General features: G+C 72.2%; 14 protein-coding genes. 3 read left to right on the forward strand and 11 right to left on the reverse strand.

The window, feature by feature from the left end:
• Positions 1-46: 46 nt before the first annotated feature.
• The 3 genes from OIE12_RS13100 to OIE12_RS13110 are packed head-to-tail and all read right to left on the reverse strand — an operon-like array spanning position 47 to position 2,951.
• A complete protein-coding gene (locus OIE12_RS13100) occupies positions 47-1,240 on the reverse strand; it encodes a dipeptidase (RefSeq protein WP_329134935.1) in 1,194 nt (397 codons plus the stop codon).
• Between the two features lie 5 nt (positions 1,241-1,245).
• Positions 1,246-1,794, reverse strand: coding sequence for a 5-(carboxyamino)imidazole ribonucleotide mutase (gene purE / locus OIE12_RS13105; RefSeq protein ID WP_329134936.1), 549 nt, complete (start codon positions 1,792-1,794; stop codon positions 1,246-1,248).
• Positions 1,791-2,951, reverse strand: a complete 1,161-nt coding sequence (locus tag OIE12_RS13110; RefSeq protein WP_329134938.1) for a 5-(carboxyamino)imidazole ribonucleotide synthase — start codon at positions 2,949-2,951, stop codon at positions 1,791-1,793. The genes purE and OIE12_RS13110 overlap by 4 nt, the downstream gene beginning before the upstream one ends.
• A gap of 164 nt (positions 2,952-3,115) precedes the next feature.
• On the opposite strand from OIE12_RS13110, the gene OIE12_RS13115 reads away from it, so the two are divergent.
• Positions 3,116-3,646, forward strand: coding sequence for a GtrA family protein (locus OIE12_RS13115; RefSeq protein WP_329134940.1), 531 nt, complete (start codon positions 3,116-3,118; stop codon positions 3,644-3,646).
• A gap of 28 nt (positions 3,647-3,674) precedes the next feature.
• On the opposite strand, the gene OIE12_RS13120 is transcribed toward OIE12_RS13115, so the two are convergent.
• Positions 3,675-4,964, reverse strand: coding sequence for an ATP-binding protein (locus tag OIE12_RS13120; RefSeq protein ID WP_329134942.1), 1,290 nt, complete (start codon positions 4,962-4,964; stop codon positions 3,675-3,677).
• A 16-nt stretch (positions 4,965-4,980) separates the two neighbouring features.
• The gene (locus tag OIE12_RS13125; protein ID WP_030377538.1) at positions 4,981-5,658 is read right to left on the reverse strand and encodes a response regulator transcription factor; all 678 of its coding nucleotides are present in this window, start codon (positions 5,656-5,658) and stop codon (positions 4,981-4,983) included.
• A gap of 550 nt (positions 5,659-6,208) precedes the next feature.
• On the opposite strand from OIE12_RS13125, the gene OIE12_RS13130 reads away from it, so the two are divergent.
• Positions 6,209-7,705, forward strand: a complete 1,497-nt coding sequence (locus tag OIE12_RS13130; RefSeq protein WP_329134946.1) for an oligopeptide:H+ symporter — start codon at positions 6,209-6,211, stop codon at positions 7,703-7,705.
• A 170-nt stretch (positions 7,706-7,875) separates the two neighbouring features.
• On the opposite strand, the gene OIE12_RS13135 is transcribed toward OIE12_RS13130, so the two are convergent.
• Both OIE12_RS13135 and OIE12_RS13140 read right to left on the reverse strand, forming a co-directional pair.
• Positions 7,876-8,508, reverse strand: coding sequence for an ATP-binding protein (locus tag OIE12_RS13135; protein ID WP_329134948.1), 633 nt, complete (start codon positions 8,506-8,508; stop codon positions 7,876-7,878).
• Positions 8,509-8,960: 452 nt separating this feature from the next.
• A complete protein-coding gene (locus OIE12_RS13140; RefSeq protein ID WP_030377535.1) occupies positions 8,961-9,332 on the reverse strand; it encodes an STAS domain-containing protein in 372 nt (123 codons plus the stop codon).
• A gap of 237 nt (positions 9,333-9,569) precedes the next feature.
• Here OIE12_RS13140 and OIE12_RS13145 point away from each other — a divergent pair, with 237 nt between their 5' ends.
• The gene (locus OIE12_RS13145) at positions 9,570-10,529 is read left to right on the forward strand and encodes an RNA polymerase sigma factor SigF (RefSeq protein ID WP_329141914.1); all 960 of its coding nucleotides are present in this window, start codon (positions 9,570-9,572) and stop codon (positions 10,527-10,529) included.
• A 147-nt stretch (positions 10,530-10,676) separates the two neighbouring features.
• On the opposite strand, the gene hutI is transcribed toward OIE12_RS13145, so the two are convergent.
• The 4 genes from hutI to hutU all read right to left on the reverse strand — a co-directional run bounded on the left by hutI (position 10,677) and on the right by hutU (position 16,178).
• Positions 10,677-11,852 carry an imidazolonepropionase gene (gene hutI / locus OIE12_RS13150; RefSeq protein ID WP_329134950.1) on the reverse strand — a complete coding sequence of 392 codons (1,176 nt, stop codon included), beginning with the start codon at positions 11,850-11,852 and terminating at the stop codon, positions 10,677-10,679.
• A 98-nt stretch (positions 11,853-11,950) separates the two neighbouring features.
• On the reverse strand, positions 11,951-13,285 hold the full coding sequence (locus tag OIE12_RS13155) for a formimidoylglutamate deiminase (protein ID WP_329134951.1): 1,335 nt from the start codon (positions 13,283-13,285) through the stop codon (positions 11,951-11,953).
• Complete coding sequence (locus OIE12_RS13160) at positions 13,282-14,499, reverse strand: allantoate amidohydrolase (RefSeq protein ID WP_329134953.1); 1,218 nt, start codon at positions 14,497-14,499, stop codon at positions 13,282-13,284. The genes OIE12_RS13155 and OIE12_RS13160 overlap by 4 nt, the downstream gene beginning before the upstream one ends.
• Entirely contained in the window at positions 14,496-16,178 is a 1,683-nt protein-coding gene (gene hutU, locus OIE12_RS13165; protein ID WP_329134954.1) for a urocanate hydratase, read from the reverse strand. The genes OIE12_RS13160 and hutU overlap by 4 nt, the downstream gene beginning before the upstream one ends.
• Positions 16,179-16,347: the final 169 nt, after the last annotated feature.

The following is a 16,347-nucleotide window of genomic DNA, read 5'->3' on the forward strand; positions in this document are numbered from 1 at the left end:
GGCGGCCGGGCGGGCGGCCCGACGGCCGCCGCCCGCCGGGCCGCGGCTACCGGTCGAGCTGCTCCAGGGTGGCGTGGGACGGCGGCCTGGCGGCCTGCTCCGCGCGGGCCACGTCCTCGGCGGCGCCGAGCACCCGGACCGCGTTCTGCCAGGTCAGCTTGGCCAGGTCGGCCCGTGACCAGCCCCGGTCGAGCAGTTCGGCGATCAGGTTCGGGTAGCCCGAGACGTCGTCCAGCCCCGCGGGGGTGAAGGGCGTGCCGTCGTAGTCGCCGCCGATGCCGAGGTGGTCGACGCCGGCGACCTCACGCATGTGGTCGAGGTGGTCGGCGACGGTGGCCGCCGTGGCGACCGGGCGCGGGTGCGTCTGTTCGAAGGCGTGGTGCACCGCCATGGCCTCGGCGGTGGACTCCAGGTGGTGGAAGCCGTGCGCCCGCATGTTCTCGTCGGCGGCGGCCGTCCAGTCGACGGCGGCCTGGAGGACGAACTTGGGGACGAACGTCACCATCGCCACGCCGCCGTTGCCGGGCAGCCGCTCCAGCACGTCGTCGGGGATGTTGCGCGGGTGGTCGCAGACCGCGCGGGCGGAGGAGTGCGAGAAGAGCACCGGCGCCGAGGTGGTGTCCAGCGCCGCCCGCATGGTGCTGGGGGCCACGTGGGAGAGGTCCACGAGCATGCCGAGCCGGTTCATCTCGCGTACGACCTCGCGGCCGAAGGCCGACAGGCCGCCGACGCCCGGCTCGTCCGTGGCCGAGTCCGCCCACGCCACGTTGTCGTTGTGGGTGAGCGTCATGTAGCGCACGCCGAGCGCGTACAGGGCGCGGAGGGTGCCGAGGCTGTTGTCGATGGAGTGGCCGCCCTCGGCGCCCATCAGCGAGGCGATCCGGCCCTCGGCGCGGGCCGCCTCCATGTCGGCGGCGGTGTACGCGGCACGCAGCGCGTCCGGGTGGCGGTCGATGAGCTGCCGTACGCAGTCGATCTGCTCGAGCGTCGCCGTCACGGCGCCGGGCAGGTCGGAGCGGACGTAGACCGACCAGAACTGCGCGCCGACGCCGCCGGCCCGCAGCCGGGGGATGTCGGTGTGCAGGTGGTCCTGCCGGTCGCCGGCGATGTCGCGGGCGTCGAGGTCGTAGTGGACCTGCTCGCGCAGCGCCCAGGGCAGGTCGTTGTGGCCGTCGACGACGGGGAACTCGCGCAGCAGTTCCCGGGCGGCGTCCAGGGAGGCGGAGGTCGTGGAGGTCATCGCCGTCACTTCCCCGCGCCCGGGCCGAAGCCGAAGCCGCCGCCCGCGCCGTCGGCCTTGGCGCGCAGCCGCTTGCCCTTCTCGGTGGCCTGGTCGTTGAGGTCCTGCTGGAACTCCCGCATACGGGAGAGCAGCTCCTCGTCGTGGGCGGCGAGGATGCGGGCCGCGAGCAGCCCGGCGTTGCGCGCGCCGGCGACGGAGACGGTGGCGACGGGCACGCCGGCCGGCATCTGCACGATGGAGAGCAGGCTGTCCATGCCGTCCAGGTACTTCAGCGGCACGGGCACGCCGATCACCGGCAGCGGTGTGACGGAGGCGAGCATGCCGGGCAGGTGGGCGGCGCCGCCCGCGCCCGCGATGATCACCTTCAGTCCGCGCTCGGCGGCCTGCTCGCCGTAGGTGATCATCTCGCGCGGCATGCGGTGCGCGGAGACGACGTCGACCTCGTGGGCGATCTCGAACTCGTCGAGGGCCTTGGCGGCGGCCTCCATGACGGGCCAGTCGGAGTCCGACCCCATGACGATGCCGACGACGGGCTGTGCGGCGGGGCTCATTCGGTGATCGTGCCTCTCAGGTAGCCGGCTGCGTGACGGGCGCGCTCCAGCACGTCGTCGAGGTCGTCGCCGTAGGTGTTGACGTGCCCCACCTTGCGGCCGGGCTTCACGTCCTTGCCGTACATGTGGATCTTGAGCCGGGGGTCGCGGGCCATGCAGTGCAGATACGCGGAGTACATGTCCGGGAAGTCGCCCCCGAGGACGTTGACCATGACGGTCCACTTGGCGCGCGGGCGTGGATCACCCAGCGGGAGGTCCAGGACGGCGCGGACGTGGTTGGCGAACTGGCTGGTGACCGCACCGTCCATCGACCAGTGGCCGGAGTTGTGCGGGCGCATCGCGAGTTCGTTGACGAGGATGCGGCCGTCGCGGGTCTGGAACAGCTCGACGGCGAGGTGGCCGACGACGCCCAGCTCCTTGGCGATGTTGAGGGCCATCTCCTCGGCGCGCAGGGCGAGGGACTCCTCCAGGTCGGGCGCCGGGGCGATCACCGTGTCGCAGACGCCCTTGACCTGCTGCGACTCGACGACGGGGTAGGCCACGGCCTGGCCGTGCGGGGAGCGGACGACGTTGGCGGCGAGCTCGCGGACGAAGTCGACCTTCTCCTCGGCGAGGACGGGGACGCCGGCGCGGAACGGTTCGGCGGCCTCCTCGACGGAGTCGACGACCCAGACGCCCTTGCCGTCGTAGCCGCCGCGGACGGTCTTGAGGACGACGGGGAAACCGTCGCCCTCGACACCCTCGGGCACGCCTTCGGCGGCGAAGGCCGCGACGTCCGCGGGGTCGCTCACGATGCGGTGCCGGGGGCAGGGGACGCCGAGCGCGTCGAGTTTCGCGCGCATCACCCCCTTGTCCTGGGCGTGCACGAGCGCGTCGGGACCGGGGCGGACGGGGATGCCGTCCGCCTCCAGGGCCCTGAGGTGCTCGGTCGGCACGTGTTCGTGATCGAAGGTGATCACGTCACAGCCGCGCGCGAAGGAGCGCAGCGTGTCCAGGTCGCGATAGTCGCCGACGACGACTTCGTGCACGACCTGTGCCGCGGAGTCCTGAGGGGTGTCACTCAGGAGCTTGAACCTGATGCCGAGCGGGATGCCTGCCTCGTGGGTCATACGGGCGAGCTGGCCTCCGCCGACCATGCCGACTACGGGGAACGTCACGTTCCCCAGGTTATCCGGCGGGGGCTCCGCCCCGCCGACCCGCCCTGTGACCTCGCGTCCTCGTCGCTCGCGCCGTCGCGACAGCGCGCTGGTTAGCATGGGGGGATTGTGGTCCCCCCTCCGGGGTGGCCGGTGGATGCGACCCGACGGGGGCTGGCGAGACGATGGGCAATGGTTCCACGGGGGTGCGGGGCGGCTCCCGCCGTGGCCTGCGCCGGCAGGTCCAGCGGTTCGGCCGCGAGGTCGTGAAGTTCGGCGCGGTCGGCGGCGCCGGCCTCCTCGTCAATCTGCTCGTCTTCAACCTCGTACGGCACGCCACCGATCTGCAGGTCGTGCGCGCCAGTGTGATCGCCACGATCGTCGCGATCGCGTTCAACTACGTGGGGTTCCGCTACTTCGCCTACCGGGACCGCGACAAGAGCGGCCGCACCAAGGAACTCACGCTGTTCCTGCTGTTCAGCGCGGCCGGCCTGGTGATCGAGAACGGCGTGCTGTACGTGGCGACGTACGGCTTCGGCTGGGACAGCCCGTTGCAGAGCAACATCTTCAAGTTCCTCGGCATCGGCGTCGCGACCCTGTTCCGCTTCTGGTCGTACCGCACCTGGGTGTTCCGGGCGCTGCCCGTCAAGGAGGCGGTGGCGAGCGCGGAATCGTTCCTGGAGGAGGCCGCGCCGCCCCGGCGCCTGCCCCGCTGACGGCCGGCCCGGCGCACCGCCGGGCCGCTCAGCGCACCGTCGGCCGGGGCTCGTCGCCCGCCGGGGTCTTCTTCAGCGGCGTACGGGACAGGAACAGGCCGAAGACCGGCGGCTGCGCCTGGAGCATCTCAAGGCGCCCGCCGTCCGCCTCCGCGAGGTCGCGGGCGACGGCGAGGCCGATGCCCGTGGAGTTCCGTCCGCTGATCGTGCGCTCGAAGATGCGGGCGCCGAGGTCGGAGGGGACGCCGGGGCCCTCGTCGGTGACCTCGATGACCGCCTGGTTGCCGGTGACACGCGTGCGCAGCGCGACCGTGCCGCCGCCGTGCATCAGGGAGTTCTCGATCAGCGCCGCCAGCACCTGCGCGACCGCCCCCGGCGTGCCCACGGCCTGCAGATGCCGTTTGCCGGAGCTGACGATGGCCCGGCCCTCGCTGCGGTAGGCGGGGCGCCACTCGGCGACCTGCTGCTGGATGACCTCGTCGAGGTCGAAGGAGACGGCGGAGCCGGTGCGCGGGTCGCGGGCGTTGGTGAGCAGCCGCTCCACGACGTCCGTGAGCCGCTCGACCTGGGTCAGCGCGATCGTCGCCTCCTCCTTCACCGTGTCCGGGTCGTCGGTGAGGGTGATCTCCTCAAGACGCATGGACAGCGCGGTCAGCGGGGTGCGCAGCTGGTGGGAGGCGTCGGCGGCCAGCCGCCGCTCGGCGGTGAGCATCCGGGCGATGCGCTCGGCGGAGGAGTCGAGCACGTCGGCGACCCGGTCCAGCTCGGGCACCCCGTACCGCTTGTGCCGGGGCCGCGGGTCCCCGGAGCCGAGCCGCTCGGCGGTGGAGGCGAGGTCGGTGAGCGGGGAGGCGAGCCGGTTGGCCTGGCGCACGGCGAGCAGCACGGCGGCGACGATCGCGAGCAGCGCGACCAGGCCGATGATCAGCAGCGTGCGGCCGACCTCGCGGGTCACCGTGGACCGGGGCTCCTCGACGCGGACCGTCTCGCCCTCCTCGCCCCGGGCGGTGGCGTGGATGACCTCGCCGTCGGGCCGGGAGCCGACCTCGACCGGCGCCTTGCCCGGCAGGGTGACGACGGCGTACCGGTCCTCGGTGACCTGGCCCTTGAGCTGCTCCTTGAGCGCCGCGGCGGTGACCTTCTCGTGGTCGAGGATGCGGCCGTCGACGATGCTGGCCAGGCGCAGCGCCTCGGAGTCGACGCGTTCCTGCGCGCTGTTGCTGATGGTGCGGGTCTCGACGATGACGAGGGAGACGCCGAAGACCGCGATCACCACGAGGACGACGGCGAGGGTGGACTGGATGAGACGGCGGCGCACGGTTGCGGGGGCCTCGTCAGCTCTTCTCGAAGCGGAAGCCGACGCCGCGGACCGTCGCGATGTAGCGGGGGTTCGCCGCGTCGTCGCCCAGCTTCTTGCGCAGCCAGGAGATGTGCATGTCCAGCGTCTTCGTCGACGACCACCAGGTGGTGTCCCAGACCTCGCGCATCAGCTGGTCGCGGGTGACGACCCGGCCCGCGTCCCGCACCAGCACCCGCAGCAGGTCGAACTCCTTCGCCGTGAGCTGGAGCTCCTCGTCGCCCATCCACGCCCGGTGCGACTCGACGTCGATCCGCACGCCGTGGGTGGCGGGCGGCTGCTGCGGCTCCGTGGCCCCGCGGCGCAGCAGCGCCCGGACCCGGGCGAGCAGTTCGGCGAGGCGGAACGGCTTGGTGACGTAGTCGTCGGCGCCCGCGTCGAGTCCGACGACGGTGTCCACCTCGTCGGCGCGCGCGGTCAGGATGAGGATCGGGACGGTGTGCCCCTCGGAGCGCAGCCGGCGGGCCACTTCAAGGCCGTCCATGCCGGGCAGCCCGAGGTCCAGTACGACCAGGTCGACGCCGCCCTGCATCCCCGCGTCGAGCGCGGTCGGTCCGTCCTCGCGCACCTCGACCTCGTAGCCCTCCCGGCGCAGGGCGCGGGCCAGTGGCTCCGAGATGGACGCGTCGTCCTCTGCGAGCAGTACACGGGTCATGGGGTGATGGTAGTCCGCCCCGTGCAAGAGGTGAGGGGGTGATCGGCTGCCCGCTCTCTTACCTTGACCTGGGAGGGTGGCCGGTCGGCCGTCACCGGTTCGCGTCGGGCGGTACGGCCTGCGACCATGGGGTGGGAAGCTGGGAAAGAGCTTGGAAACGGGTGTTCGGTTCCGTCCGTACCTGTGATTCACGTCTCAAGTGCTTCCATACCGGGCGGTGTCGTGTCGTATCGTGAGATAGAGCGCCTGTGACAACAACCCGGACAACCGGGAGCGGACCTGCGGCGGCCCTGTCGCCGGGTCCCTTTTCGTACGGGCGTGCGGGCCGGTTCTCCGGCCCTGCCAGCAATGACCTGTGGCCGGGCCCCGAGCGCGTGCGCGACGACGCGAACGCGACGCGAGGGGCGTGGATCCCGGTGGTCGCCGTCCGCCGCTCCGTGCTCCGGAGCGGACTCCCCGTGAGCGTGGGGTGGGCGCCCGACCGCCGGTGCCGGCCTCCCCCCACCGGGCGCAACGCTTCGTACCGCGTCCCGACCAGCAAGGAACGACCATGGCGTCCAGCCTGACGAAGGACTCGGTCCGCCCGGGCACCCCCGGCTCCGACAAGACCTTCTTCGGCCACCCCCGCGGACTGGCCACCCTCTTCATGACCGAGATGTGGGAACGGTTCTCCTACTACGGCATGAGGGCTCTGCTCCCGCTGTACCTCGTGGCCCCGGGCGGCCTGCACCTGAGCGCCACCACCGCCACCGCGATCTACTCGGTCTACCTCTCCCTCGTCTATCTGCTCGCCATGCCGGGCGGCTGGGTCGCCGACCGCGTCCTCGGCCCCCGTAAGACGGTCGCCGTCGCCGGCGCGATCATCATGCTGGGCCACCTGACGCTGGCGCTGCCGTCGGCCGGCACGTTCTACGGCGGCCTCGGACTGGTCGCGATCGGCTCGGGTCTGCTGAAGGCCAACATCTCGACCATGGTCGGTCACCTGTACGACGGCCCCGACGACCCGCGCCGGGACGGCGGCTTCACGCTCTTCTACGTCGGCATCAACGTCGGTGCCTTCGCCGCCCCACTGGCCATCGGCACCGTCGGCGAGAACGTCAACTGGCACCTGGGCTTCGCGCTCGCGGCGGTCGGCATGGGCCTGGGCCTGGCCCAGTTCCTGCTCGGCACCCGCCACCTGAGCCCGCGCTCCGACGTCGTCCCCACGCCGCTGTCGGCTCGCGAGAAGTCCTCCACGCTGCGCAAGACCGGCGCCTGGGCGGCCGCCGCCGTGATCTTCTACGCGATCATCGGCCTGACCGGCGTCTACACGCTGAACTGGCTGATGGTGCCGATCACCGTGGCCGGTCTGGTCATCCCGGTGTTCGTCATCGCGCGCATCAAGCGGGACCGCTCGCTGGACCGCGCCGAGCAGTCCCGGATGACCGCCTACATCTGGTTCTTCGTGGCCGCGGCCGTGTTCTGGATGATCTACGACCAGGGCGGCTCGACGCTGTCGCTCTTCGCGGACGAGTCCGCGAAGAACACCGTCCTCGGCTGGGGCTTCCCGGTCTCCTGGTACCAGTCGGTCAACCCCGTGCTGATCATGGCGTTCGCACCGGTGTTCGCCGCGGTGTGGCTGGCGCTGAACCGGCGCGGCAAGGAGCCGAGCACGGTGGTGAAGTTCGCCTCCGGTCTGATGCTGGTCGGCGTCTCCTTCTTCGTCTTCCTGGCCCCCCTGTCGATCGCCGACGGCGGCCACAAGGCGGCCGCGCTGTGGCTGGTGGCGATCTACTTCGTCCAGACGATGGGCGAGCTGCTGCTGTCGCCGGTGGGCCTGTCGGTGACGACGAAGATGGCGCCGGCGAAGTACGCCTCGCAGCTCATGGGCGTCTGGTTCCTCGCGGTCACCGCGGGCGACGCGACGACGGGCCTGCTCTCCATCGCGGGCGTCGACCTCAACAGGAACGGCATCGTCGCCCTGGAGGCCACGCTGGCGGTCGTCGCGGGCGCGGCGGTCTGGCTCTACCGCAACAAGGTCAAGGAACTGATGGGCGACGTGCGCTGAGCCCTCCGGGCGAGCGAGGGGCGCCCAGTAGCTCGCGGGTTCCTGTGCGCGGGCGGGTGCGGGTCCGTGCGTGGTTCTCGCGCAGTTCCCCGCGCCCCTGTAGGTGAACGCATGCTGAAGGGCGGCGGTACCCCGGGGTACCGCCGCCCTTCGGGGCACATCGCACGCACCTACGGCGCTCCCAACTCCGCCCAGACCGTCTTCCCCGCGGACCCGGCGGCGCCTTCGGCGCCCTCAGCCCGCACAACTCCCCAGTCCAAACACAACCGCTCAACGATGAACATGCCGTGACCGCCGGGCCGACCCGCCCGGTGAGGGTTCCGCGGGGCCGGCTGCCCCGCCCCCCGGTCGGAGACCTCGATCCGCAGCACCTTGTTGTCGCAGGTGATGTACAGCTCCTCGGGCCCCTCCGCATGCAGGCACGCGTTGGTGACCAGCTCGGAGACGACCAGCAGGACGTCCTCCGCGGCGGCCCGCTGATCCGCGGAGTCGGCCGGCAGCCAGCCCCACGCGTAGAGCGCCTGCCGGGTGAAGTCGCGCGCGAGCGGCACCACCCCGCTCGCCCCGTCGAAGTTCAGCCGCCGCACCTGCCGCCCACCGGACGGCGGTGCGCCCGCGGCGGACGCGGAGCCACCGGAGGACGCGGGCCCACCGGCGGACGCGGAAGACGCGGCGGACGCGGAAGACGCAGACGGCACGGACGACGGACCCTCCGAGGAAACCGCCCCGTCCGCGGTCACCCCGGAAGCGCCGCTGGGCTCGGGGCCGCGGTCGCCCGGCGAGTAAGGCCGGGTGGTGCTCATCAGCGCTTCACCTCACCGATTCACCAGTTCACAATTCAAGACTCACTACACGACGTGCACGACGCATTACACGACTCGGTACTCGCACGAAAGGGTGTACCCGCCACCGTTCCGGACAATGTACGGACCACCGTTCCGGACGACGCACGGATCGCCGCCCCGGACGCCACGCGCGTCACCGCCCCCGCTCCGTGCGGGAAGGACGCCGCTCGCGCCGTCGGGAATGCCGGCCCTTCCGTGCCACCGGCACGTTCAGCATGTCTCCTGCCCGGGCCGACCGGTGGAACACCCATGGATTCGGACGGAACCCGTGACGATCGCGACGCGCTCGTCACATCCGTCACGGGGGACACCACAGAGGACACCGGACGGGTCGCCGCCCGCCCCGCGGGCCGTACGTGCCGTCCGCATGTCGGCGCTCCACCCGTGCGTGTCCGCTCCACTCCCCTCGCCTACTCGGAGGCGAGAGCCTGGTCGAGCGTGTCATGGAGGACGAACACCGAGTCGGCGCCGGTGATCTCGAAGACCCGGGCCACCACCGGCTGCATCCCCACGAGATGCACCCCGCCGCCCGCGGCCTCGGCCTTCAGCCGGGCACCGAGCAGCACATTGAGCCCGGTGGAGTCGCAGAACTCCAGCCGGGAGCAGTCCACCACCAGACGCGCGAAACCCTTCTCCAGGCAGTCGTCGAGCGGCTCGCGCAACAGATCGGCGGTGTGGTGATCCAGCTCACCCGCCGGTGTCACGACAGCGCTCGTGCCCTCTTCGCGCACCTCGACCAGAAGCCGGCCCGACTGTGCGCTGCCGACCGTCCCGCGGTCCATGCCGTCCCTCTCCCGACCGTCGTGGCTCTTGCTTGACGCCCTCGAACATTACGCCTTCCCCACGACTCCCGACACCCGAACAAACGCACAAACCCGGACAACGTGCAGCTAAACGCACTTGCAACCGGCTTGTGGAAGCGGGTAGGGCTAGTAGGGACACCCAATCGACACGGCCGGCTTTGGAGGCGCCGCACACCGCAGTGCACGTATGGCTTCGGCTGCCACATGCCGAGAACGATGGAGGACATCATGTCACCCCGGCTCGACGAATCGCATACCCAGAGGGCGACGTCGACACGCTCCCCGGAACGACGGGAGTTCGAACCCGCTGTCGAGTCCCTCGAAGGGCTCGAGGCGCTGGAGGACTTCGAGAACCTCACCGGGTCCGACCCCCTGGCCGGACTCCCCGAGATCCCCCCGTACGACGAGGTCGGACCGGTGGACGCGCGGGCGCTGTCCAAGACCCTGTTCCAGCGCCTGGAGTCCCTCGAAGAGGGCACCTACGACCACGCCTACGTCCGCAACACGCTCGTCGAGCTGAACCTCGCCCTGGTCAAGTTCGCCGCCTCCCGGTTCCGCACCCGCAGCGAACCGATGGAGGACATCATCCAGGTCGGCACGATCGGCCTGATCAAGGCGATCGACCGGTTCGAGCTCAGCCGCGGGGTGGAGTTCCCCACGTTCGCGATGCCGACCATCATCGGCGAGATCAAGCGGTTCTTCCGCGACACCTCGTGGTCCGTGCGCGTGCCGCGCCGGCTCCAGGAACTCCGCCTGGACCTGGCCAAGGCCGGGGACGAGCTGGCCCAGCAGCTGGACCGGGCGCCCACGGTGACCGAGCTGGCGGACCGGCTCGGGCTGACCAACGACGAGGTCGTCGAGGGCATGGTCGCCTCCAACGCGTACACGGCGTCGTCCCTGGACGCGCAGCCCGAGGAGGACGACTCCGAGGGCGCGCTCGCGGACCGCATCGGCTACGAGGACCACGACCTCGAGGGCGTCGAGTACGTCGAGTCGCTGAAGCCGCTGATCGCCGGGCTGCCGCAGCGCGACCGGAAGATCCTGTCGCTGCGGTTCGTGGCCAACATGACCCAGTCGGAGATCGGCGAGGAGCTGGGCATCTCCCAGATGCACGTCTCCCGGCTGCTGGCCCGCACGCTCGTCCGGCTGCGCAAGGGCCTGACGCTCGAGGAGTAGCCGGCGGGCGGCCTGTGGCACGTAGCGCTCAGGCGGCCTCTTCTCCCTGTTTCCTGTCCCTCTGTTCTCTTGTCCCTCTGTTCTCTTGTCCCTCTTCCGTCCCTCTTCCTTGCCTTCCCTCCCCGTCCGCCGTGTTCCCCGTTCCGGTCAGGTCACGCGTTCTCCGCGGCGCCAGACCTGGGCGGTCAGGGGAACGCCGGGGCGGTAGGCCAGGTGGACGTGGCTGGGGGCGTCCAGGACGACGAGGTCGGCGTACGCCCCCGGGGCGAGCCGGCCGACGTCGTCCCGGCGCAGGGCGCGGGCGCCGCCCGCGGTGGCCGACCAGAGCGCCTCGTCCGGGGTCATGCCCATGTCCCGTACGGCGAGGGCGATACAGAACGGCATCGAACTGGTGAACGACGAGCCGGGGTTGCAGTCCGTGGAGAGCGCGACCGTGGCACCGGCGTCCAGCAACCTGCGGGCGTCGGGCCACTGGGCGCGGGTGGAGAACTCGGCGCCGGGCAGCAGCGTGGCCACGGTGCCGCTGTTCGCCAGGGCGTCGACGTCCGCGTCGGTGAGGTGGGTGCAGTGGTCGGCGCTGGCCGCGTCGAGTTCCACGGCGAGCTGCACGCCGGGGCCGTAGGTGAGCTGGTTGGCGTGCAGGCGCGGGTGCAGGCCCTTGGCGCGGCCCGCGGTGAGGATCGCGCGGGCCTGGTCGCCGTCGAAGGCCCCCTTCTCGCAGAACACGTCGATCCAGCGGGCGTGCGGGGCGCAGGCGTCGAGCATCGCGCCGGTGACCAGGGCGACGTAGGCCGCCGGGTCCTCGGCGAGCTCGGGCGGTACGACGTGCGCGCCGAGGAACGTCACCTCGTCGGTGTGCGCGGCCGCGATGCGTAGGGCGCGGGCCTCGTCCTCGACGGTCAGTCCGTAGCCCGACTTGGTCTCGAACGTGGTCGTGCCCTGACGCAGTGCCTCGTCCAGATAACGGGTGAGGTTCGCCTCCAGTTCCGCGTCGGTGGCGGCGCGGGTGGCCGCGACGGTGGTGCGGATGCCGCCCGCCTCGTAGCGGCGGCCGGACATGCGGGCGTGGAACTCCGCGGTGCGGTCGCCCGCGAAGACGAGGTGGGAGTGGGAGTCCACGAAGCCGGGGATCACCGCCCGGCCGGCGGCGTCGACCCGATTGTCAGTGGCGGGTGCTTTGCTTGATTCACCGGTCCACACGACGCGGTCGCCCTCGATGACGACGGCCGCGTCCCGGACCGTGCCGAGGGGGTCCGTGTCGCTGAGGGAGGGGTCGTTGGTGATCAGCGTGGCGATGTTCGTGATGACCGTGCTGCTGCTCATGGTGTCCTCGGTGGGGGCGATGGCGGACGCGGTGGTCGTGGCGGTGGCGGTGACGATGACAGTGACAGGGGCCGTGGCGGTCCGGGAGGTGGCCGGTCTCAGCCGCGCAGGGCGTCGATCGCCCGTGCCAGCGCCGCCGGCACCTCCGGTACGAGCGCGTGGGCGCCGTCCCGTACGACGTGCCGCCCTCCGACGACCGTGTGGCGTACGTCCGCTGCCGTCGCGGCGAATACCGCGGTCTCCGCGCCCAGCCGGGGCAGGGCTCCCGCGGTTCTGACGGAGTCGAGGGCGATCGTCGTGAGGTCGGCGAGCGTGCCCGGTTCGATGCGGCCCGCCTCGTCCCAGCCGAGAGCGGCGTGGCCGTCGGCGGAGGCCGCGCGCAGCAGGGCGGCCGCCGTCCAGTGACCGCGGGCGCGGGTGCGCAGCCGCTCGTTGAGTTCCATCGCGCGCGCCTCCTCCAGCAGGTCGATGACGGCGTGGCTGTCGGAGCCGAGGCTGAGCGGGGAGCCGGCCCGCTGGAGGGCGGCGGCGGGGCCGATGCCGTCGGCGAGGTCCCGTTCGGTGGTCGGGCACATGCAGGTGCCGGTGCCCGACCCGCCGAGGAGCGCGATGTCCTCGTCCGTGAGGTGGGTGTTGTGCACCCCGGTGGTGCGCGGGCCCAGCACTCCGTGGTCGGCGAGCAGCCGGGCGGGGGTACGGCCGTGGGCCCGGCGGCAGTCGTCGTTCTCCGCCGTCTGCTCCGACAGGTGCACATGCAGCGGGGCCCGCCGCCGCTCGGCCCAGCCGGCCACGGTGGCCAACTGGTCGGCGGGCACGGCCCGTACGGAGTGGACGGCCGCACCGATCCGCGCGTGATCCCGTTCCTTGAGAACTGAACAGCGTTCGGCCCAGGCTTCCGCGGTGCCGTCGGAGAAGCGGAGCTGGTGGGGGGTGGGCGGCCGGCCGAAGCCGGCGGAGAGGTAGCAGGTGTCGAGGAGGGTGATCCGGATGCCGGCCTCGGCGGCGGCCGCGAGCAGTGCCTCGCCCATGGCGTTGGGGTCGGCGTAGGGGGTGCCGCCGGGGGCGTGGTGCAGATAGTGGAACTCGCCGACGGCGGTGATGCCGGCGAGCGCCATCTCGGCGTACACCGCGCGGGCGAGCGCGTGGTACGTGTCCGGGGTGAGCCGGTCGGCGGTGGCGTACATGACCTCGCGCCAGGTCCAGAAGGTGCCGCTGCCGACCTGGACGGTGCCGCGCAGCGCACGGTGGAAGGCGTGGCTGTGGGCGTTGGCCAGCCCGGGGAGCGTGAGGCCGCGCAGTACCTCGGCGCCGGAGGGCGGGGCGGGGGTGTCGGTGCGGACGCTGGTGATCCGTCCGTCGGCCGTCCCGACGGCGACGCCCGGTTCGACGTGGTCGCCGAGCCAGGCGTGCTCCAGCCAGTAGGTCCGCGTCACCTGTGGGCCAGCCCTTCCAGTACGTCGGCGAGCGCGGTGACGCCGGCCGTGCAGTCGTCCTCGGTGGCGTGCTCGGCCGGGGAGTGCGAGACGCCGGTGGGGTTGCGTACGAACAGCATGGCGGTCGGGACGGCGCCGGAGAGGATCCCGGCGTCGTGTCCGGCACCGGTGCCGAGGACGGGCACGGTGAGGTCGGTGCCGGTGCCGAGGAGGCGGGCGATCTCGTCGCGCAGGGCGTGGTCGAACTCGACGACGGGGGTGAACGACTCGCGGACGACGTCCAGTTCGACCCCGTGGGCGTCGGCGTACGCGCGGGCCGCCTTCTCCAGGGCGCCGGTGACGGTGTCGAGGGTGGGCTGGTCGGCGGCGCGGGAGTCGAGCCAGCCGCGGACGAGGGAGGGGATGGCGTTGACGCCGTTGGGTTCGACGGCGACCTTCCCGAAGGTGGCGACGGCACCGGCGCGGGCGGCCTCGCGGCGGGCGGCGAGGACCGTCTCGGCGTAGGCCGGCATGGGGTCGCGGCGGTCGGCGAGGCGGGTGGTGCCGGCGTGGTTGGCCTCGCCGCGGAAGTCGTAGCGCCAGCGGCCGTGCGGCCAGATGGCGCTCGCCACGCCGACGGCGTCCCCGGTGAGGTCGAGGGCGCGGCCCTGCTCGACGTGGAGTTCGACGAAGGCGCCGATGCGGGCGAGCCGTTCGGGGTCGGGGCCGAGGGTGTCGGGGTCGTACCCGGCGGCCTCCATGGCGCGCGGGAGCGTGATGCCGTCGGCGTCGGTGAGGCGGTGGGCGGCCTCGACGGTGAGCGCGCCGGAGGTGAGCCGGGAGCCGACGCAGGCGAGGCCGAAGCGGGCGCCCTCCTCGTCGCCGAAGTTGACGATGCCGAAGGGCCGGGTGAACGGCACGCCGCGCGCGCGGAGTTCGTCGAGGGCGGCGAAGGCGGAGACGACGCCGAGGGGGCCGTCGAAGGCGCCGCCGTCGGGCACGGAGTCCAGGTGGGAGCCGGTGACCAGGGCGTTCCCGGCGGCGGGGTCGCCGAGCCAGGCCCACTGGTTGCCGTTGCGGTCGGTCTCGTAGGTGAGCCCGCGGGCCTCGGCCTGCTCGCGGAACCAGGCCCGGCAGTCGGTGTCGGCGGGGGTCCAGGCGTAGCGGCGGTAGCCGCCGGAGGCGGAGCTGCGGCCGACGGGCAGCAGCTCCGTCCACATGCTGTGGAAGCTCACGCGACGCCGCCCTCGGGCGTCTCGTCGCCCTCGCGCATCGGGACGCGCACGCCCCGCCCCTCCGCCACGTCCTCGGCGATGTCGTAGCCGGCGTCGACGTGCCGGATGACGCCCATGCCGGGGTCGTTGGTGAGGACGCGGCGGATCTTCTCGCCGGCCAGCGGGGTGCCGTCGGCGACGGTGACCTGCCCGGCGTGGATCGAGCGGCCCATGCCGACGCCGCCGCCGTGGTGGAGGGAGACCCAGGAGGCGCCGGAGGCCACGTTGACCATGGCGTTGAGCAGCGGCCAGTCGGCGATGGCGTCGGAGCCGTCGAGCATCGCCTCGGTCTCGCGGTAGGGGGAGGCGACGGAGCCGCAGTCGAGGTGGTCGCGGCCGATGACGACGGGCGCGCTCAGCTCGCCGCTCGCGACCATGTCGTTGAACCGCTCGCCGGCCCTGTCCCGCTCCCCGTAGCCGAGCCAGCAGATGCGGGCGGGCAGGCCCTGGAAGTGGACCCGCTCCCCCGCCATCCTGATCCAGCGGGCCAGGGATTCGTTCTCGGGGAAGAGGTCGAGGATCGCCCGGTCGGTCCTGGCGATGTCGGCGGGGTCGCCGGACAGGGCGGCCCAGCGGAAGGGGCCCTTGCCCTCGCAGAACAAGGGGCGGATGTAGGCGGGGACGAAGCCGGGGAAGGCGAACGCCCGCTCGTACCCGGCGAGCTGGGCCTCGCCGCGGATCGAGTTGCCGTAGTCGAAGACCTCGGCGCCGGCGTCCTGGAAGCCGACCATGGCCTCGACGTGCCGGGCCATGGACTCGCGGGCGCGGGTGGTGAAGCCGGCCGGGTCCTTGGCGGCGGCGTCGGCCATGTCCTCGAAGGCGATGCCGGTGGGCAGGTAGGCCAGGGGGTCGTGGGCGGAGGTCTGGTCGGTGACGATGTCGATGGGGGCGCCCATGGCGAGGAGCTTCGGCACCGCCTCGGCGGCGTTGCCGAGGACGCCGATGGACAGCGGCGTGCGCTGGTCGCGGGCCTCGGTGGCGAGGTGCAGGGCGTGGTCGAGGGAGTCGGCCCGCACGTCGAGGTAGCGGTGCTCGATGCGGCGGTCGATGGCGCGCGGGTCGCAGTCGACGCAGATCACGACGCCGTCGTTCATCGTCACGGCGAGCGGCTGGGCGCCGCCCATGCCGCCGAGTCCGGCGGTGAGGGTGATGGTCCCGGCGAGGGTGCCGCCGAACCGCTTGGCGGCGACGGCGGCGAAGGTCTCGTAGGTGCCCTGGAGGATGCCCTGGGTGCCGATGTAGATCCAGGAGCCGGCGGTCATCTGCCCGTACATGGTCAGGCCGAGGGCCTCCAGGCGGCGGAACTCCTCCCAGTTGGCCCAGTCGCCGACGAGGTTGGAGTTGGCGAGCAGGACGCGCGGCGCCCACTCGTGGGTCTGCATCACGCCGACCGGGCGGCCCGACTGGACGAGCATGGTCTCGTCCTGCTTGAGGGTGCGCAGGGTGCGGACCATGGCGTCGAAGGAGCGCCAGTCGCGGGCGGCCTTGCCGGTGCCGCCGTAGACGACGAGCTTGTCGGGGTGCTCGGCGACCTCGGGGTCGAGGTTGTTCTGGAGCATCCGCAGGGCGGCCTCCTGCTGCCACCCGAGGGCACTCAACTCCGTACCGCGCGGGGCTCGGACTGGACGGGGTCCTGACATGGGTGCCTCCCGGGCCGGAATGTGGGACTGGGTCTGCGTTCGAGTCTGGGTGCGGGTTGCAGATATTCACATCGTCGCGTGCTGAATATAGCTAGTCAATACGGGAACCGGACGGCGACGCGGGCGCGTGGCCGGGACCATGGACGTGAACGAGGCGACGGGGACACCG

It is taken from the genome of Streptomyces sp. NBC_00670 (assembly GCF_036226765.1).
GTDB lineage: Bacteria > Actinomycetota > Actinomycetes > Streptomycetales > Streptomycetaceae > Streptomyces.